The organism is Mesorhizobium sp. M8A.F.Ca.ET.181.01.1.1 (assembly GCF_004792025.1).
In the GTDB taxonomy this organism is placed as follows: Bacteria; Pseudomonadota; Alphaproteobacteria; order Rhizobiales; family Rhizobiaceae; genus Mesorhizobium.
In genome coordinates this window covers 151,959-171,372 of the sequence record NZ_SRTV01000001.1, presented here as the reverse complement: position 1 = coordinate 171,372, position 19,414 = coordinate 151,959, and the positions used below count along the sequence as shown (strand labels likewise).

The 19,414-nt window shown below is 62.6% G+C and carries 16 protein-coding genes; 10 read left to right on the top strand and 6 right to left on the bottom strand.

Features of this window, described 5'->3' with window-relative positions; genetic code table 11:
* Nucleotides 1-140 precede the first annotated feature (140 nt).
* The 6 genes from EN824_RS00795 to EN824_RS00770 all read left to right on the top strand — a co-directional run bounded on the left by EN824_RS00795 (nucleotide 141) and on the right by EN824_RS00770 (nucleotide 6,401).
* Nucleotides 141-809 carry an XRE family transcriptional regulator gene (locus EN824_RS00795; RefSeq protein WP_127277253.1) on the top strand — a complete coding sequence of 223 codons (669 nt, stop codon included), beginning with the start codon at nucleotides 141-143 and terminating at the stop codon, nucleotides 807-809.
* 127 nt (nucleotides 810-936) lie between these two features.
* Nucleotides 937-2,484 carry an ABC transporter substrate-binding protein gene (locus tag EN824_RS00790; RefSeq protein ID WP_127277255.1) on the top strand — a complete coding sequence of 516 codons (1,548 nt, stop codon included), beginning with the start codon at nucleotides 937-939 and terminating at the stop codon, nucleotides 2,482-2,484.
* Nucleotides 2,485-2,501: 17 nt separating this feature from the next.
* Nucleotides 2,502-3,518, top strand: coding sequence for an ABC transporter permease (locus EN824_RS00785; RefSeq protein ID WP_127277257.1), 1,017 nt, complete (start codon nucleotides 2,502-2,504; stop codon nucleotides 3,516-3,518).
* The gene (ddpC, locus tag EN824_RS00780) at nucleotides 3,518-4,402 is read left to right on the top strand and encodes a D,D-dipeptide ABC transporter permease (RefSeq protein WP_127277259.1); all 885 of its coding nucleotides are present in this window, start codon (nucleotides 3,518-3,520) and stop codon (nucleotides 4,400-4,402) included. The genes EN824_RS00785 and ddpC overlap by 1 nt, the downstream gene beginning before the upstream one ends.
* Nucleotides 4,399-5,394, top strand: coding sequence for an ABC transporter ATP-binding protein (locus EN824_RS00775; RefSeq protein ID WP_127277261.1), 996 nt, complete (start codon nucleotides 4,399-4,401; stop codon nucleotides 5,392-5,394). The genes ddpC and EN824_RS00775 overlap by 4 nt, the downstream gene beginning before the upstream one ends.
* Nucleotides 5,391-6,401, top strand: coding sequence for an ABC transporter ATP-binding protein (locus tag EN824_RS00770; RefSeq protein WP_135931687.1), 1,011 nt, complete (start codon nucleotides 5,391-5,393; stop codon nucleotides 6,399-6,401). The genes EN824_RS00775 and EN824_RS00770 overlap by 4 nt, the downstream gene beginning before the upstream one ends.
* Before the next feature lie 123 nt (nucleotides 6,402-6,524).
* On the opposite strand, the gene EN824_RS00765 is transcribed toward EN824_RS00770, so the two are convergent.
* Complete coding sequence (locus EN824_RS00765) at nucleotides 6,525-7,994, bottom strand: M81 family metallopeptidase (protein WP_127277265.1); 1,470 nt, start codon at nucleotides 7,992-7,994, stop codon at nucleotides 6,525-6,527.
* Nucleotides 7,995-8,145: 151 nt separating this feature from the next.
* Between EN824_RS00765 and EN824_RS00760 the strand changes: the two genes are divergently transcribed.
* A complete protein-coding gene (locus tag EN824_RS00760) occupies nucleotides 8,146-9,405 on the top strand; it encodes an amino acid deaminase (protein WP_135931686.1) in 1,260 nt (419 codons plus the stop codon).
* A gap of 114 nt (nucleotides 9,406-9,519) precedes the next feature.
* On the opposite strand, the gene EN824_RS00755 is transcribed toward EN824_RS00760, so the two are convergent.
* The 5 genes from EN824_RS00755 to EN824_RS00735 all read right to left on the bottom strand — a co-directional run bounded on the left by EN824_RS00755 (nucleotide 9,520) and on the right by EN824_RS00735 (nucleotide 15,927).
* Entirely contained in the window at nucleotides 9,520-10,317 is a 798-nt protein-coding gene (locus EN824_RS00755) for a M55 family metallopeptidase (protein ID WP_135916400.1), read from the bottom strand.
* Between the two features lie 105 nt (nucleotides 10,318-10,422).
* Nucleotides 10,423-12,093 (bottom strand): serine hydrolase domain-containing protein, encoded by a 1,671-nt coding sequence (locus tag EN824_RS00750; protein WP_127278483.1) that lies wholly within the window; start codon nucleotides 12,091-12,093, stop codon nucleotides 10,423-10,425.
* A 17-nt stretch (nucleotides 12,094-12,110) separates the two neighbouring features.
* On the bottom strand, nucleotides 12,111-12,983 hold the full coding sequence (locus EN824_RS00745) for an ABC transporter permease (RefSeq protein ID WP_056570727.1): 873 nt from the start codon (nucleotides 12,981-12,983) through the stop codon (nucleotides 12,111-12,113).
* Nucleotides 12,980-13,987: an ABC transporter permease gene (locus EN824_RS00740; protein ID WP_245511725.1), complete on the bottom strand. Its 1,008-nt coding sequence runs from the start codon at nucleotides 13,985-13,987 to the stop codon at nucleotides 12,980-12,982. Before EN824_RS00740 ends, EN824_RS00745 begins: the two co-directional genes overlap by 4 nt.
* 101 nt (nucleotides 13,988-14,088) lie before the next feature.
* Nucleotides 14,089-15,927, bottom strand: coding sequence for an ABC transporter substrate-binding protein (locus tag EN824_RS00735; protein WP_245520922.1), 1,839 nt, complete (start codon nucleotides 15,925-15,927; stop codon nucleotides 14,089-14,091).
* A gap of 207 nt (nucleotides 15,928-16,134) precedes the next feature.
* Between EN824_RS00735 and EN824_RS00730 the strand changes: the two genes are divergently transcribed.
* From EN824_RS00730 to EN824_RS00720, 3 genes are all read left to right on the top strand, one after another.
* Nucleotides 16,135-17,100: a LysR substrate-binding domain-containing protein gene (locus EN824_RS00730; protein ID WP_245464375.1), complete on the top strand. Its 966-nt coding sequence runs from the start codon at nucleotides 16,135-16,137 to the stop codon at nucleotides 17,098-17,100.
* A 240-nt stretch (nucleotides 17,101-17,340) separates the two neighbouring features.
* On the top strand, nucleotides 17,341-18,267 hold the full coding sequence (locus EN824_RS00725) for an ABC transporter ATP-binding protein (RefSeq protein ID WP_245520921.1): 927 nt from the start codon (nucleotides 17,341-17,343) through the stop codon (nucleotides 18,265-18,267).
* Nucleotides 18,264-19,211, top strand: coding sequence for an ATP-binding cassette domain-containing protein (locus tag EN824_RS00720; RefSeq protein ID WP_135931684.1), 948 nt, complete (start codon nucleotides 18,264-18,266; stop codon nucleotides 19,209-19,211). Before EN824_RS00725 ends, EN824_RS00720 begins: the two co-directional genes overlap by 4 nt.
* The last annotated feature ends 203 nt before the right edge of the window (nucleotides 19,212-19,414 follow it).

Below are 19,414 nucleotides of genomic sequence, written 5' to 3'. Positions count from 1 at the left end.
CCCTCTTGCAAGCGCCGGCAACCAAGCAGAATATTTCCGATCGGTCAAACCTCTTTCCTATGATAAAGGCGGCGCCGCTTGCGAGTCGACTTTGTCCAGTCCCAACCCTAGACTGCCGCCAATGTCGAAAAGGGTCCGCCATGAGCGATTCGAAGCCAAGCCTGGGAGAATGCCTCAAACTGCTGCGCCGGGAGCGGGGCTGGACGCTGACGCAGGTCGCCCAGATGTCGGGGCTCGCCGTCTCCACCCTGTCGAAGGTCGAGAACAACCAGATGTCGCTGACCTATGACAAGCTGCTGCAGCTTGCCCAAGGGCTCAAGGTCGACATAACCGAGCTCTTCGGCGTGAGAAAGGCCAGCGCCTCCCCCATCGCGCACGGCGCGCGTGCCGTCAGCCGGCTTGAGGACGGGCGGATCGTCGAGACCCCCAACTATGTCTACCGCTTTCTATGCACGGAACTGTCGCGCAAGGAAATGATCCCCATGCTGGGGTCAATCACCCAGCAAAGCATCGAAACGTTCGGCGAGCTCATCCGTCATCCCGGCCAGGAATTCACTTATGTCCTCGAAGGCGAAGTCGAGCTGCACACCGACGTCTACGAGACGCTGAGGCTGAAAACAGGAGAGTCGGTCTACTTCGAAAGCACGATGGGACACGCCTATGTCAGCGTCGGCGACACGCCGGCCCGGATCCTGTGCGTGTGCACGTCGGCATCCGGCCAGTCGGAGCAGACCATCATCAACGGCGCCAAAAGCGTGCGTCCTCATGACGAGCGCGAGACTGCCGACACGGAAATGACACTTGGCTAATTAGAAAAATATCTTTCCTATCAGAAAAATCGGCTTGCCATCCGAAATGCGGGTGTTAGCGTGGGCGAAAGGCATCCCTCGGTCATCCCGTGAGAGATGCAAAACACAAGCTCGAGGGGAGCGCATCATGTTGTTACGTCGCCTGCCGACTTTTGCGGCATTTGCCGCTTTGACAGCCTTGACCTTTGCGGCGCCGAGCTGGGCCACCGACAAGGATGTCCTGGTCATCGCCAAGGCCGAGGATCCGCCCACGGCCGACCCCGGCGTCGAGGTCAGCAACAACGGCTATACGCTGATCTTTCCGGCCTACGAGCGTCTGGTGAAATATGACGGCGCCAAGACCGAGGTGATTCCGGAGCTTGCCGAGAGCTGGACCACTGCGCCCGACAACCTCAGCTGGACTTTCAAGCTGGCGTCGGGACACATGTTCGACGATGGTTCGCCGGTCGATGCCGCCGCGGTCAAATATTCATTCGACCGCGTAAAAAAGCTGGCGGCTGGCCCGGGCGACATGTTCCCGACCATCAAGGATGTCGTCATTGTCGACCCGCAGACCGTGAAGTTCGAATTGTCGGCGCCGTTTGCGCCGTTCCTGTCGGCGCTCGCCACTTCGGCCGGATCGATCGTCAATCCCAAGGCGCAAGAGCACGCGGTCAACGGCGACGACGCGAAGGCCTGGCTCGCCGAGCACAGCGCCGGCAGCGGCGCTTTCAAAATTTCGGGCTGGGAGCGCAACCAGCAGATCACGCTCGATCCCAATCCCCACTATGCCGGCAAGGCGCCGGCTTTCAAGCAGGTCATCTTCAAGATCGTACGCGAGATGTCATCGCGTCGCCTGCAGCTGGAGAACGGAGACGCCGACCTGATCGACCAGGTTCCGGTCGACCAGGCCGAGGCCATGAAATCAAGCGCCGGGGTGGTCATCGAGAGCAATCCCAGCCTCTATGTCGTCTATCTCTATTTGAACAACAAGAAAGCGCCCTTCGACAATCCGAAGGTCCGTCAGGCCATATCCTATGCGGCCGACTACAAGGGGCTGGTCGATGGCGTCATGCAGGGCCAGGCCGAACAGATGCGCGGGGCTGTCCCGGACGGCATGTGGGGCCATGACCCGCAGGGCATGCAGTACAGCTACGATCTGGAGAAGGCCAAGCAACTGCTTGCCGACGCCGGTGTTTCCAATCTGCACATCAGCTTCACCTATTCGCAGGCCGACTCCGCCTGGGAGCCGGTGGGGCTTGCGCTGCAGGCCTCGCTCGCCGAAATCGGCGTCACGATGGATATGAAGAATGTCGCCGACACGACCAAGCGCGAACTGGTCGCCAAGGGCGACTACGACATCGCGACGGGCGCGTGGACGCCCGATTTCGCCGATCCGTTCATGTTCATGAACATCTGGTTCGACCCCACCAAGATGGGAGCCCCCGGCAACCGGGCCTTCTATGAAAACCCGAAAGTGACCGATTTGATCACCCAGGCGCTCGCGACCGTCGACCAGAAGAAGCGTGAGCAGCTCTATATCGACGCGCAGAAAATCACCAACGAGGATGCACCTTACGTCCTTCTGTTCCAGAAGAACGACATCTTCGCCATGCGATCCTCGGTGAAGGGGTACGTCTACAATCCGATGCTGATCCAGGTCTACAACATCGCCGATATGTCTAAGTCCGAATAGAAATCGGCGCCGAAGGCATGTCGCTTATTTCAACAATCCTTCGGCGCCTCGTCTTGCTGGTCTTCGTGGTGGCTGGCGTCGCGGTCATCACCTTCACGATTTCGCATTTGATCCCCGGCGATCCGGCGCAGCTGATCGCCGGTGACAAGGCTTCAGCCGAGACGTTGGCGCATGTGCGCCAGGAGCTTGGTCTGGACAAGCCCGTCACCCAGCAGTTCGTAATATACGTCAAGCAACTCCTGTCGGGCGATCTCGGCCAGTCCTTGCGGACACGGCGCCCGGTGGCCGGCGATATTGCCCTGTTCCTGCCCGCCACGCTCGAGCTCGGCATCGCCGCGCTGGTGACGGCGATCATGATTGGCGTGCCGCTCGGTGTGCTTTCGGCAATCTACAAGGACGGACCGGTCGACCAGGCGGCGCGTGTCGTGTCGGTTGCCGGCATTTCAATGCCGGTATTCTGGTTCGGGCTGGCGCTCATCCTCCTGTTCTACGTCAAGATACCGATCCTGCCGGGCAGCGGCCGCATCACGCTTGGCATCGCCGCGCCGCCGCGCATCACCGGCTTCTTCCTGGTCGACTCGCTGGTCGCCGGCGACCTGAAAGCCTTCTGGTCGTCGCTCTATCACCTCATCCTGCCGGCCTTTGTCCTCGCCTTCGCCAATCTCGGCATCATCACGCGCCAGATTCGGGCCTCGATGCTGGATGTCCTGCAGGAGGATTATGTGCGCACCGCGCGTGCGAATGGTTTGTCGCGATCGGCGGTCATCCTGCGGCACGCCTTGCCCAATGCCCTGATCCCGTCGGTGACGCTGCTTGGCCTCGCCTTCGGTGATCTGCTCTACGGCGCGGTGCTGACCGAAACGATCTTCGCCTGGCCAGGCATGGGGAGTTATGTGGTGTCATCGATCCAGACGCTCGATTTTCCCGCGATCATGGGCTTCACCATCGTCGCCTCGCTGGGGTACGTGCTGATCAATCTCGCGGTCGATCTGACCTATATGGTGCTCGACCCACAGATCAGGGAACTCGGCTGATGGCGGCGGATGGCATCGTCACATCGCCCCGGCCGGCTGCGCGGCTTCGCGCGGGACGGTTGTGGTATCGCGTGAAGGAAAGTCCTCTCACTCTGGTCGGCGCCGCGATCGCGCTGGCGGTGCTGTTTGTGATCATGGCCGCGCCCCTGCTGGCGCCCTACCCGCCCGACAAGATCTCACTTGCAGCACGGCTTGCCGCGCCCAGCCCGCAGCACCTCTTCGGCACCGATGAGGTCGGGCGCGACCTGTTTTCGCGGGTGCTCTTCGGCGCGCGCGCGTCCTGCGGCATCGCCTTTGCCATCGTCATCATCTCGACCTTTATCGGCTCGATCATCGGCTGCCTGTCCGGCGTTGTCGGCGGCATCGTCGACACCGCGATCATGCGGCTGATGGATGTCTTCCTGGCGCTGCCGGCACTCATCCTCGCCATGGCGCTGGCCGCGGCGTTGGGACCGAGCCTGTTCAACGCCATGCTGGCCGTCGCCGTGGTGCGGGTGCCCGCCTATGTGCGGCTGGCGCGTGGGCAGACGCTGTCGCTGCGCAACCGCACCTATGTGAAGGCATCGCGCAGCTTCGGGGCTTCGCCCGCCTATATGCTGCGCTGGCACATACTGCCTAACGCCCTGTCGCCCATCATCGTTCAGGCGACCCTGGATCTTGGTGGCACCATCCTGACGGCGGCGGCTTTGAGCTTCATCGGCCTCGGCGCCCAGCCGCCGACGTCTGAATGGGGCTCCATGGTGTCGAGCGGGCGCAACTATTTCCTCGACCAGTGGTGGTATGTCACCTTTCCCGGCCTGGCCATTCTGATCAGCGCCATGGGTTTCAACCTGCTGGGTGACGGATTGCGCGACATGCTCGATCCCAGGCTGGGTGGCCGATGACCGAACCGTCCGGCGATGTCCTGCTCGAAATCTCCGACCTTTCGCTCGAGTTCCGCACCTATCGCGGGCCGATCAAGGCGCTGAACGGGGTCAGCCTCAATGTCCGTGCCGGCGAGATCGTCGGCATCGTGGGAGAATCCGGGTGCGGCAAATCGGTGACCATGATGGCGGCGACGCGGCTTTTGCCCAAGGGCAGCGCGCACATTACCGGCGGCGGCATCCGTCTGTTCGGCAACGATCCGATGACGCTCAGCGAGCGTGAACTCCAGCACGTGCGCGGGCGGCTGGTGTCGACCATCTTCCAGGAACCGATGAACGCCCTCAACCCGACCCGACGGATCGGCGAGCAGATCGTCGAAGTCATCCGCCGTCACCAGCGTCTCGACAAAGCGGCCGCGACGAGCAAAGCCTCAGGGCTGCTGCGTGACATGCTGATCAGCGAGCCGGAGCGGATCATGCAGGCCTATCCGTTCGAGCTTTCCGGAGGCATGCGACAGCGCGTGCTGATCGCCATGGCCTTCTCCTGCGAACCCAAGCTCATTATCGCCGACGAGCCGACGACGGCACTCGACGTGACGGTGCAGGCGCTGATCCTGGGCCTCATCAAACACAAGGCGATGAGCACGGGAACGGCCGTTGTTTTCATATCGCATGACATGGCCGTGGTGTCGCAGCTTTGCGACCGGCTCTACGTGCTTTACGCGGGACGGGTCGCGGAAGCCGGAACGACCGAGTCGGTGCTGGCAGCGCCAGCCCATCCCTACACCCGCGCCTTGATACGCTGTCTGCCGGGGCTGGCGCCACCCAAGCAGCCGCTGGAGCAGATCCCCGGTACCTTGCCCGACCTGCTTGACCCGCCTGCCGGCTGCCTCTTTCGAGCGCGCTGCCGCGAGGCGAATGATCGTTGCGTCTCGGTACCGCCGCTGGCTGCCATGGAGCCGGCCCGCCGCGCCGCCTGCTGGCGCCGTATCGAGGAGACGCAAGCCGCGTGACCCAGCCTCCGCTCCTCTCCGTCGAAGACCTGGAAGTCCGCTACCGTGTCACCTCGGGCTGGTTCGGCGGCGCCGACGTCCATGCCGTCAATGGCGTCTCGTTCAGCGTGGCCGAAGGCGAGACGGTCGGCATTGTCGGGGAATCCGGCTGCGGAAAAACCACGCTTGGGCAGGCGATCCTCGGCCTGACCGACATTTCCGCCGGTGCCATCAAACTCAGGGGAACCGAACGGGACCGCGCACGGCGCAGCCAATTGCAGATCATTTTTCAGGATCCCCAATCGTCGCTCGATCCGCGTCTTCCGGTCTGGCGCCTGATCACCGAACCTCTGCACATTCGCGGCGGCTACACCCGCAAACAACTGATCGGGCGCGCAACCGAACTGGCCGTCTCGGTCGGCTTGCGGCCGGAGCATGTCGATCGCTATCCGCACGAGTTCTCGGGCGGCCAGCGCCAGCGCATCGCGATTGCCAGGGCACTCGCCGTTGAACCGGCGCTGCTGGTCCTCGATGAGCCGACCTCGGCGTTGGACGTGTCGGTACAGGCGCAGATCGTCAATCTGCTGCTGTCGCTGCAGGCGGAGCGCAAGCTATCCTACGTGCTCATCTCGCATGACGTGTCGCTGGTGCGCCACGTGACCGATCGTGTCGCCGTCATGTATCTCGGCCAGATCGTCGAGGAAGGCCCGACGCTTGACGTGCTTGACGCTCCCAGACATCCCTATACCAAGACGCTCCTCGATGCCGTTCCGAGTTTCGACCGTCCACTGACCTCGATCGCACCACGCGCCGGCGAATTGCCGAGCAACCGAACACTGCCGACCGGCTGCTTCTTCCGCGAGCGCTGCCCTTCCGCGACGACCGGCTGCGAACTGCCGCAGGTTTTGGCACCCGCCGACGGGTTGCGAGCAGTCCGCTGTCATCTGGTCACGCGCGCAACCGATACGGCGGTGCCGCGCACGGCGCCGCGACCGGTATTTTCCTCCCCGAATGATGCGATTGCTTAGAGCAATTCCAGGAAAAGTGCGTAGCGGTTTTCCCGGGAGAAGCGCGTAGCGCTTCCCCTTGGGAATTGCGTAAAAACAAGAAGCTAGAGCGGGTCGGGCGATTCTTTCAAACGCTGAACCGCTCTAAGCCGCGTCGGCCGCGAATGGATCTTCCACTTTCGGCCAATAGGGCGTCTTGAGCTTTGTGTAGGGGATCGCGGCGAAGTTGGGCTGGGTCGCACCGGGCGGCGCGCAGAACAGGATGCGCTTGGCGATCGGTGCGAAACCAGCCTGGAAATGGTAATTGGATTTGACGATGACGATGCGCCGCTCGCTTGGATCGAGACCGAGCGCGGTCATGCAGTCGGGATGGAAGACCTGCGTGCGTACCGTGTTGATGATCAGGTCGATGCCGCCGTCGGTGGTAACCCATGCCGCATCCCCGAGCGGCCACGGCATGGTGCCGAACAGCTGCGTCAGCTCGCGACCGAGGCCTTTTACCGTAACGCGCAGATCGACAGGCATGCCCGAGAACACGCCGCACTTGCCGCCGACCCGCAGGTTTATGGTACCGCCGACCCCGGCCTCGACGCAGAAGCGATAGGCGATCGGGTCCCAGTACATTGCGCTGGCCACGTTCCCGATGCCGCGCTCTATCAGCCGGCGCAGGATGTAGGTGGAGTCCCCCGGCGCGCCGCCGCCGGCATTGTCCGAAACATCCGCGATGACGACCGGCCCTTGCGGCTCGGCGAGCGCGATATCGAGCGCCTCGTCGATGCCGAGGAATTTCGGGATCAGGTCGTTGCGCAATGCGAAAAGCTGCTTGCCGAACCTTTCGGCTGTGCGCTCGGCAAGCGACTTGTCATCGTTGGTGACGACCAGCATGCGGGCTCCGACATCCTCGACGTCGCCATGCGGAAAACCATGTCCGAGCGACACTGATAGTATGCCAGGCTCGGCCTCGGCGGCGATCATGCCATCGACGAAGCCGCGCATCGGCTGCTCCTGCACCCGGAAGGTGCTGATCATGCGGCAGTCGTAGAGCGCCATCACCGGCCTGACCTTGCCCTCCACCGCGTCGACGACAATGCGGTAGAGCTCGCCGGCACGGTCCATGATGTCGGTGTGCGGATATTCCTTGTAAGCGACGATGGCGGTGGCGTTGTCGACCATCTTCTGGGTTGTGTGGCAGTGCAGATCGAGCTCTGCCCCGACCGGGATGTCGGGGCCGACGACAGCCCTGACATGCGCGAGAAGATCACCCTCGGTATCGTCATAGCCTTCCGCGACGAAAGCGCCATGCAGCGCCAGAAGCACGCAGTCGACCGGCATGGCGGCCTTGAGCTCGTCGAGGATCTCGTCGCGGAACTGCTCGTAGACATTGCGGATGGTTATGCCTCCGGGCTCGGCGCAGACGCACAGGCTTTCCACGATCTCGTGCCCGTCGGCTTCGCCGCGCTGACGCCACACGAACAGCTGGCAGGACGGCTCGTTCAATGCCTTCGAGGTGGCGTCGCCCCGCGCAATGCCCATTTCCTCGAAACTGTGGTAGCCGGTCGGGATGGGCGCGAACGTGTTGGTCTCCGTGTCCATCCCCGCTATGAAAATGCGCATTCTTTTGTCCTCAACCCATCTTTCGTTTAAGAAAAATCTTTTCTCATCATCAAACTATTATATGATTTCCGCAAGCACCTGGACCATGTAAGAGCTGCGCCAGACCGCGTTCACGCGGCATCCGGCGGGTGGCACAGAATCGGAAATTCACATGCATCTTCACCCGCTCGACGATCTGGTGCTGGACGAAACCACCAAGGCCATTCCGCCAGGCGTTGCGGTCCGTCTTCATGATGTCGGTTCGCTGGGCTGGAACGTCCTGCGCGGAGATGTGCCGCTGCCAGCAGCGGTCATCAGGGAGTCCGCGCTCGACCACAATTCGCGATGGATGCAGCGTTTCCTCGCCAAGCGCAACGCGGTCATCGCGCCGCATGTCAAGACGACGATGTGCCCTCAGATCATGCAGAGGCAATTGCGCGACGGCGCCTGGGGCGTGACCGTCGCCACGCTGCACCAGATGAAGGTTTGCCGTCGGTTCGGCATCGATCGCATCGTGCTCGCCAACCAGCTTGTCGGACGGCTGGAACTGGACGCCCTGGTCGCCGAGCTGAACGCTTCGCCCGGCCTCGACTTCTACATGCTGATCGATAGCCTCGACGCCGTGCGCCTGGCGAGCGAGGCGGTCGGCCGCTCCGGACCGGAGTCGCGGCCGATCCAGGTGCTGGTCGAGCGCGGCTATCCGGGCGGCCGGACCGGTTGCCGCGACAACGACGCGGCGCTTGAGGTCGCGCGTGCCGCGCATGCGGCGCCGCAACTGCGGCTCTGCGGCGTCGAGGCTTTCGAGGGATTGATCAAGCCGAAGGACGGTGGCCCGGCAAAGGCGGTCGCGGATTTCGTCGACGAGATCGGCGCGCTCTACGAAGCATGCGCCGGCGAGAACCTGTTCGAGCGCGCGCCACCGATCGTGACGGCCGGCGGTTCGTCGTTCTACGACATCGTGCTCGATCGCCTCTCCGGCAGCGGCGCGCAGGTGATGACGCGCAGCGGCTGCTATGTCAGCCATGACAGCGGTGTCTATCAGGCAGAGCAGAAGCGCATCCTTGCCGCGACGGGCGAGAACGAAGGGCTGATCAACGCGCTGGAGGTCTGGACCCATGTGCAATCCTGCCCGGAACCCGGGCTGGCGATCCTGACCGCCGGCAAGCGAGACTTTGGAACCGACTCCGGACTGCCGGTACCGCTGCTTGTCTCGCGCGACGACGGTTTGCCCGAAACGCTGACGGGCTGTGCGATTTTCGCCAGCAACGACCAGCACGCCTACATGCGCGTCCCGGAGACGGTTTCGGTCAAGGTCGGGGATCGTATCGGGCTCGGCGTATCGCATCCCTGCACAACCTTCGACAAATGGCAGATTCTGTTTCTGGTCAACGACGATTATGACATCGTCGGCGCGCTGAAGACCTATTTCTGACTAACCCACCGACGCAGAACGGTCGCAGCGCGGTTGCGACGGCTCTATCGGGGCAAGTACTTGCCGGGGACGGCCCGCACGGATCGGACGGGCCGCGCCTATTCCGCTCAATGGTCAGACGACAAACCGTATCGCGCGCTGAATGTCGAAGAAATTGTCCGCCTCGAAACGAAGCGTGCGCGGGGCGGGATGCTCCATGCCCGGATACCAGCTTCCCCTATAGGCTTCGATCGGGGTGGTATATTCCACGATGAGTTCGAACCTGTCGGCCAGCTTCGGCAGGCATTTCGACAAATCGCGCGAAAGCGAGGCCTCCACGGTCTCGCGTATGGCCTTGACCGAGCCTTGCGGCGAGAGCGACGACGTCGCCGGCCCGAACCCCTCGCTGGTTGCAACGGTTGCGATCTCGGGCACCAGTGCCTTCGCCTCTCCGCACATGCCGGCATCGCCAGACAGAAAGACCGATGGCACGCCGTAACGGGCAGCGCAGTGCGCGTTCAGCGTATATTCGGATGCCACCTCCCCATTGATCAGCATCCTGGACACGGTGCCGGTCAGCGTGTGTGCCAGCGGATTCGTGTCGGTGCCGGCCTTGTTGTGGTAGCCGGTATAGAGAGCGGCATCGAAGGTGTCATCGATGCCGAACATCATCGCATCCGGATGGCCGCTCCAGCCGCGCACGATGCGGACATAAGCCGGAAGCTTGGAAAGGATCAGGTTGCGCGCCGTCGAATGGGCATCCTTGACGACGATTTCGGTCGCGCCCGCCGCCTTGGCGCCTTCGCAGGCCGCGACCAGTTCGTCGGTCATGTATTCCCGGAACTCGGCATAGTCGGGATTGCCCTTGCGCGCCTCGTCCCAATTGGTGATGCCGGCCGTGCCTTCGATGTCGGCGCTGATAAAGACTTTCATGTGCTTGCCTTTCGATTTCAGAGAAAGTCGCCGCGCACGCGGCTTGAATGGCGTCCGGGCCCGTGCGGTTGACGCGGCCCGCGCGGCGATGGCTGCCCGGGCGTCTTAGGCCGCCATTTCGGCCTGCCGGCGCTCCAGAAACATGGGGCCGACGCGGATGCCGCGGCGTCCATTGTCGTCGATGGCACCCAGCTCGAGAATCTCCTCCTCGTAGAGCAGCCCGTGCATGCGGAACCGGCCGGCATCCACCGGCTCGCAGCTATGGGTGCAGAAATACTCGATCAGGCATTTCAGCTGGCCATGGCTGTAGGTCAGATAGGTGATGTTGAAGTCCGGCCCGTATTCGCCCAGGTGCGGCGCGATCTCCGGCGGCACCTTCTCGACCGGCAGACTATCGACACGTGACCAGGTCGCCCCTTTCCAGTCTAGCTGGTTGGCCTTCGAGAAGGAGAGATTCATGTGCGCATAGTCGGCGCCGCGACCGTAGATGCGTCCGTCGATGACGAAGTCATTGCCCGAGACCGGGCGGATCTGCAGCGGCACGCCCTCCCCCATCAGGTAGAGCTTGCCGTCCTTGTTCTTCACCTCGACGACCTCGCCGCCCGCCTCGTGACGATAGAGGCCGGGCAGGCTTGCGAACTGGTCTTCGGTGATGGGCGGCGGGGCCTGGCCGCGAAGCGGCATGCGTCCCATGCCGCAATCTGCGAGGGCGATGCGCAAGCCGTCGCCCGCCAGCCGGGAGGCTATCTGATTGGCGAAATCAAGCGTGGCGAAGATCAGGACGCCGAAGCCGGCCCTCGGCAGGAGCATCATCTGCGACGCATAGCCATAAACCGCGCCGCCATGGCCGACGGAGGTCCACCCGTCCATGTCGCCGACGCCGAAGCACAGCCCATACCCGTTGAGGTCCTTGTTGTGGCCTTCGGGGCGCTTGCCGATCGGGGTCCACATCTTGCGCAGCGATGCGGGGCTGACGATGGCATCGCCGTTGGGCGCGAAGCCGCCCCGCAGCAGGCACCGCGTATAGTTGGCCATATCGGAAGTGGTGGAGAATATGTTGCCGGCGGGCGATCCGCCCAGGTTGAACACCGGCGCGGGGCTATCCCCGTCCAACGTCCACATGTCGGCCGGCGCCAGCCTTTCGCGGATGCCGGGGGCCATGCCTGACGACGTGTCGTTCATGCCCAGCGGCCTCAGAATGTTCTCGGTGATGTAGTCGGCGTAGCTCTTTCGCGTCACCCGCTCGATCACCATGCCGACCACGGCGATGCCGGCATTGGAATAATGCATGATGCCGGCGCTGGGATCCTGCTTCAGCGTGGATGTGGCAAGCTCGGCGACGGTGTCGGCCAGCGGCGGCTTGTGTGAATCCAGATAGTGTCCGCTCTTGGGTTCGCGCACGATCCCGGCGGTGTGGCTCATGAGCTTGGCCAGGCTGATCTGCGAGCCGTGGGGTCCGCTTTCACGCCCGGCGAACGGATTGACCGGGTGAAAACCGGGCAGATACTCCGAGACATCGACATCAAGGTCGACCAGCCCCTTCTCCACGAGTTGCATGATGGCAACCGACGTGAAGGTCTTTGTGATCGAGCCGATGCGGAAACAGGTGTCGTCCTTCATGTCGAAATGGCGATCGTGCCGCTGTATGTGGCCGTGCGCCATGAGGCCGTCCCGGTCGATCAGGGCATAGGAGATCGACGGGATCGCCTTGTCCTCCACCTCGTGGCGGATAAGGTCTTCAAGAAGCTCGATGGCGTGGGGGGAAAGCGAAGACACGAGGATACTCCCTGATTTCAATTTGTATGGCGGGGATCGAGAATGTCGCGCAAAGCGTCGCCGACGAGGTTCCACGCCAGCACGAACAGGAAGATCGCGGCTCCCGGGAAGGCAAGCGTGTACCAGTACTGGAACGGGTTGCCGGGCTGGCCGACGATCCAGTTGCGCGCATAGGCGATGAACTGCCCCCAGTCGGCGTAGCCTTCCTCCGTGCCCACTCCGAGGAAGCTCAGGGCGGACGCGGTGAGCACCATCGAACCCGTGGCCATGGTAGCCAGAACCAGCACGGGGAAGAACGCGTTGGGCAGGATGTGGAACACGATCAGCCGGAAATCGCCGGCGCCGTAGCTTCTCGCCGCATTGACGAAATCCATCTCGCGGATCCGCAGGATTTCACTGCGCACCACACGCGCATAACCCATCCATCCGAACGTCGTCAGCGCGACGGTTATCGGCCCGAGCCCCTTGCCGAGCAGGGCAGTCAGCACCATGGCGGCGATGAGGAAGGGAACCGCCATGAAGACGTCGACGATACGCATCAGCACTTCATCCACGATGCCGCCGTAAAAGGCCGCGAGAGATCCGATGATCGTGCCGATCAGCACGGAGATGGCGACGACGCCGAGGCCGATCTTGAAGGCCGTGCGGGTGCCCCAGATCACGGCGTAGTAGATGTCGTACTGGCCTTCGGTGGTTCCGAAGATCGCCTCGGGCGACGGCGGTTGCGGCGTTGCCAGGAAGCCCGCTCTCGGCGTGTCGTAGACCGACATCTGGAATTCCTGCGGCGGTGCGAGCACAGGCGCGAAAATCGCGATCAGCACGAATGCCAGCAACAGCAGCACGCCAACCAGCGAGATCGGGTTACGCTTCAGATAGCCAAGGGCTCTCATCGCCTCTTCACCCTCGGATCGAGCAGCGGATAGATCAGGTCGACGGCCAGGTTCAGCACCACGAGAACGACCGCGAAGTAGAGGCCGAAGCCCAGCACCGCCGGAAAATCCAGATTGGCGGCAGTCTTGGCCGCGAACTGGCCGAGGCCGGCATAGTCGAAGATGGTTTCGGTGATGACGACGCCACCCATCATGGCGGCCAGCTCCATTCCGGCGATCGTCGTGACCGGAAGCAACGCGTTGCGCCTGGCATGATGCAGTTCCACCACGCGCCGGGACATGCCCTTCGCGCGTGCCGTGCGGACATAGTCCTGGCGCAGCGTTTCCAGCATCGACGTGCGCATGACACGCGTCATGTTGGCAAGATTGACGTAGGTCAGGGTGATGACGGGGGCAGCGAGATGCCTGAGCGTATCCCAGAAAATGGCCAGATTGCCGTTGAGCAGCGCGTCGATCGTGTTCGCGCCGGTGTAGCGGGTGAAGCCGGGCGAGGTGACGGCGGCCTGGGCCCACTGGCTGAGGCGCCCGGGCGGGAACCAGTCGAGCGCGGAGTAGAAGATCAGCAGCATCAGCAGTCCGAAGACATAGACCGGGAATGACCAGCCCAGGATGGTGAAGATGCGGATCACATGGTCCGGCCAACGGTTGAGATGGATGCCGGCCCGCGAGCCCAGGTAGATGGCGAGCAGAAAGCCGGGAATGAACGCCAGCAGGACCAGTTCCAACGTCGCGGGCAGCAGGGAGGCCAGCGCGTGGGCAACAGGCTGGCGCGCGGTCTCGGACCAGCCCAGATTGCCCGTCAGGATGTTGCCGATCCAGCGTCCGTATTGAATGTAGAAGGGATCGTTCAGCCCATACTGCTCGATCATCCTGCGAATGCTGTCCTGGCCGCCCTTGAGGAAGTCCGGGGACGGCGCGTACGCCGCCAGGCGCTGTGTCGGCGACAGCGACATCTGCAGCGCGAAAAGCATCAGCGACAGGGCGAAGAGAACGACGGGCAACATCAGGAGCCGCCGCAAAGCGTAGTTCAGCACATCAGCATCCGCACCATGAGGAATAGCCGTTTCACCGGGCGACGATGGCGCCCGGTGAAACCCGAAGCTCTTTAATCGGCCTTCTTGGTGACGGGATAGAAATCCCAGGCGCCGTAGAGGATCATGTTGTGCACGTAGCCGTCGATGTTGCCGCGGGTGACGATGTACCCGAAGTCCTCCCAGAGGAACTGCGTGGTGGCATAGTCGTAGGACATGTCCTGCAGCTTGGCATAGATCGGCTCGCGCACGGCGGGATCGCTCGAGGCCCAGGCCTGGTCGAGAAGCGGCTTGAACTTCTCCGCCATCAGGTCGCGGTAGCCCTGGCCGAGCATGCCGCCGACAAGACCGGTCGGGGACAGATAGTAGGTCGCGGCACCCAGCGGACCACCCGGGTCGGAATAGTCCGGTCCCCAGCCCATGTAGGTGAGCGGCGAGGCAGGCTTTTCACGGTTGTTGAGCTTGTCCGAGATCGAGGCCCAGGGCAGCGACTGGATCTTCATCTTGAACTTCGGATTGATCCGCTGCAGTCCCTGCTGGAGCGCGGAAAGTGCCGCCGTGCCTTGCGGCGTTCCTTCCTGCACATAGGCCGTGAAGGTGAAGCCGGTATCCCACAGTTTGCCGCCGAAGGCCTTCTTGAAGTGCTCCGCGGCCTTTTTCGGATCGTAACTGTAGATCGGCGAGTCGGCGCGGTAGCCCATGATGCCGCGCACGGTCGGGCCGCGCGCCTGCACGGTCTTGCCGAGCAGGGCTTGCTTTATCAGCGCATCGTAATTTTGGGCGTAGTTGAAGCCCTGGCGGACATCGATGTCGGAGAAGAAGTCCGGCGGGATGCCGTTGCCGTCCAGCTTGCCGCTGCCGATGGCGGGGTTGTCGGCATCATCCAGCGGCCACGCGAAATAGAGGCCACGGCTGAACACCTTGGGCAGGCCGTCGATGACCTTGACACCATCCGTCTTGGCGAGCTCGTCCAGGAACTCGACGGGCGTCGTCACGAAGTCGGCATCGCCGGACAGCAACTGCAGGCGACGCGTGGTCCATTCCGGAACCGTGCGCATGACCACGCGCTCGAGCGAGGCCTTGCCCATGAAGTAATTGTCGAAACGCTTCAGCGTGATGCGGCGATCGGTGCGATCCCATTCGTCGAGCATGAACGGACCGGTCCCGTTCTCCTGGGCGAACAGCGGATCGTCGCCGAGTTCGGGACGGTAGTACTTCTTCCAGTTGTCCCCGTTGCCATCCCACCCGCCGACCGAGGCGACCCATTCCTTGTCGACGATCGAAGCACCGAACGGCAGCGCCAGAACGCCAAGCGTGGCGGGGAAGGATTTTGGCAGCTTCAGCGTGACATTGTCGCCCTCGACGGTGATCTGCGACGCGAGTTCGTCATAGACCTTGCGTAGCGCTTCGGGGCTGGCATCCTTGATGTCCGATACCTTGCCTTCGGCTTCGACCCATTTGGCGACGTCGGTGTATTTGCTCGCCGTCACCACCTCGGTGATGGCGTTGGACATCCATGACTGGCCCATCAGGATGGCGCGCAGCAGCGAGTAACGCACGTCTTCGGCCGTGATCTCGCCATAGCCGGGCTCGATCTTGGCCTTCTGCTCGTCAGTCAGCCCGTCATAGTACTGCCAGGTGATCTTGCCGTCGTCGCCCTTGACGCCGACCTTGTGGGCGTGGACGCCCTTCCGGATCGGGAAGGTGTAGCTGACCGAACCGTCCGCGTTCTGCTTGATCAGGCCGTTTTCGAGGCTCGGCACTTGCGAGGACAATGAAGGCACGAATTCGGAAATCTGGGAGCCGTTGTAGTTCAACAGGCGGCTGTAGACGTTGAGCACGCCGTAGGAGCTCGGCGTGTTTGCAATGTAGGCCGGATCGAACGACTGAACATCGTCAGTCCAAAGAAACACAAACGTTCCGGGATTCTTGGTTTCTGCAACGGCGGGCGACGCAAAAGCGCCTATGCCCATGCAGAAGGCTAATGCCAAGGCACGTTTCATTTTCATGAATATGTTCCCACAATTGACTCGAGGTCTTTTTATCGTTGCGTGCGAAAGCTAGGAGCAGGCTTGCGCCACTGTCCAATGCGTAGATAGGATCGGTTATGCGAATAATGCATGAGGTCGACTGTGGAGCTGGCGTGGTTTGAAGACTTCCTCGAGATCGCAGCGACGCGGAATTTCTCGACCGCCGCGGCGTCCCGAAATATCTCGCAGCCGGCCTTCAGCCGGCGCATCAAGGCGCTGGAGGCTTGGGTCGGCGCCGAACTTATCGACCGCAGCACATATCCGGTGCACCTCACCAGCGCGGGCGCCATTTTCGTTCCGCGCTGCCAGGAAATGCTTCGCGACATGTACCGCCTGCGCACGGACTGCCGCAACGCCGCTGGCGCCAGCTCACGGCTTCTCACTTTCGCCGCGCTTCATACGCTGGCCATCTATTTTTTTCCCAAGTGGATCAGCCATCCCGAAATGCCAAATGCGCCGGTCCGCAGCAGCATGCACACGGGCGACTTCCTGGAATGCGTTGAGCACCTCTCGTCCGGCAAATGCGACTTCGCCATCACCTACGATCACCCTGACGGTCCGCCGGTCCTCGAGGGCGGACCCTTCGAATCGCTTCAAATCGGCAGGGATCGCCTCGTTCTGGTGTCTGGTGTCGACCAGACGGGAGCGCCGCTCTTCGATGTCGATGTGCCGGAAGGCACCAGGATTCCCTACCTCGCCTATTCCTGGAGCGACGGCTATCTCGGCAAGCTGATCTCGCTCATCCAGTCGCGCTGGCGGCGTCCTCTCAATCTCAGCATCGTCTACCAGTCCTCGCTTGCCGAAGGCCTGAAGCAGATGGCGATCGCCGGGCAAGGCGTGGTCTGGCTGCCGCAGATCTGCGTTCACAAATCGATCGCCCAGGGCGAACTCATCCAGATTGGCGGACAACAGCTGTCCCTGGAGATCGAGATCAGGATTTTCCGCCGTGTGGGCTCGCGCAGCCGGGACGGCGAAGCGCTGTGGAAATATCTCTCGCGAACCGCCGAGCAGGCGCGCGGACGCACCCTGGTTGATCCGACACTGACCATGCGCTGAGCGGATCGAGGGTCCATTGGCGAGTTAATGCGAAATCCGACAGAGCGATGCAGAGATTGCATAACTTCGGGTGGAGCGCCGGGAAGCCTGACAATCGCAGGGCCGATGCCGTCTGGCGAGGCATTCCGGGCCATTCCAAGGCATGGCTTCCAGGCGACCGGGTGATGGGCCCTATTGACAGCCCACATGCTCGCTGCGTTCGATACCGAGTGTCGCGACCATTGCGCCTGGAGTGCCTTTTTGACCGTCAAGTCCGCCGCCACAGCGAGCCTTCCCGACGATGTGATCCTCTCGGTCGAGGACCTTGAAGTCTGCTTCGGGGCAAGGGGGACAAAGGTGGTGCCGGCTGTTCAGGGCGTATCGTTCCAGATCAAGCGTGGCGAGACGGTGGCATTGGTGGGCGAGTCAGGTTCGGGCAAATCGGTCACCGCCATGACCGTAATGCGCCTGACCGAATACGATGGCGCCAGGATCACGGGCGGCCGCATCCTGATGAGGCTCAAGGACGGCGGCGTAGCCGACCTGACAAGGCTTTCCGAAAAGCGCATGGAGGGGCTCCGCGGCTTTGAGTTCTCGATCGTATTCCAGGACCCGATGTCGAGCCTCAATCCGGTGTTCACCGTCGGCGACCAGATTGCGGAGGTGATCACGAGACACCAGGGCAAGTCGCCGCGCAAGGCGCGCGACATCGCGCTGAACGTGCTCAAGCTCGTGCGCGTGCCCGACGCCGCCCTCAGGCTCGACCAATATCCGCACCAGTTGTCCGGCGGCATGCGCCAGCGCGTCATGATCGCCATTGCACTGGCGTGCCGCCCCTCCTTGATGATCCTCGATGAGCCGACCACCGCGCTCGATGTCACCATCCAGGCGCAGATTCTGGATCTTGTCCGCGCACTGCAGCGCGAGATCGGCATGTCTGTTCTTTTCATCACCCATGACATGGGTGTGGTCGCGGAAATCGCCGATCGCGTCTGTGTCATGCTGAAGGGCGAGATCGTCGAATCGGGCTCGGTGAACCAGATTCTCGTGGATCCCCGACACCGCTATACGCGCGCGCTGATCTCGGCGGTGCCGAGGCTGGGCAGCATGGCCGACAAGGATGGGCCCGAGAAATTCCCGCTCGTCATATACAATGCCGAAGTCTCGCAGCCGGAGGTTTCGGCATGAGCGTCGCACCGCTCGCAACGGACAGAAAGCCGCTGGTCGAGGTCCGCGAGCTTGTTACGCGTTTCGACCTGCGGGGCGGTATCTTCGGCGGCATAGCCGGCCGGGTCCATGCGGTGGAGGGCGTTTCCTTCGATATCTTCCCCGGTGAGACCCTGGCGTTGGTGGGCGAATCGGGCTGCGGCAAGTCGACCGTGGCGCGCAGCATCATGCAGTTGGACAAGCCCTTGTCCGGCACCATTCGCTACGACGGCATGCAGATGATCGGCGCTGGGCGGGCAACCCTTGCGGGCTTCCGGCGCGAGGTGCAGATGGTCTTCCAGGACCCGTTCTCCTCGCTCAATCCGCGAATGACGATCGGGCAGGCCCTGACCGACCCGATGCGCGTCCACCGCATAGCGCGCGGCGGTGAGCTGCGGAATCGGGCGGCGGCCCTGCTGGCAAAAGTGCATCTGCCGCCGGAACATCTCGAACGCTACCCTCATGCCTTCTCGGGCGGTCAACGGCAGCGCATCTGCATCGCCAGGGCTTTGGCGCTCGATCCCCGCCTCCTCATCGCCGATGAGGCGGTCGCCTCGCTCGACGTCACGATCCAGGCTCAGGTCATCAACCTGTTGATGGACCTGCAGCGCGAGATGGGCATCGCCATCCTGTTCATCAGCCATGACATGGCCGTGGTCGAGCGCATCGCGCATCGCGTTGCCGTCATGTACCTGGGCGAGATCGTCGAGATCGGCGACCGCCGATCGGTCTTCGGCAATCCTCAACACCCTTATACGCGCAAACTGCTTTCGGCGGTTCCCGTCGCCGATCCGGCGCGACGACCGGTTGGACGCGAACCGATGTCGGATGAGATTCCCAGCGCGGTACGCGGCGTTGATTTTGTTCCGGTCCGTCTACCCATGAATGCCGTTTCGCCGACCCATTTCGTGCGCGAGACGGCCTGATCGGACCGCTGTTGACGGTGCTTGGCGCAAAAAGCCGGCAGCCTTGGGGCCGGTATATGTATCCGGAATGTTGATTTTACTGAGGTTTTCGTGAGCCAAAATCGGAAATCTTTCCGTGCCGCTCCGTATGGTTCCGCGACAGCCTAAAAGTGGCAGGCATAGGCGGACCGCGAAACTCGAATGATGCCCAGCCGATTGTTTCC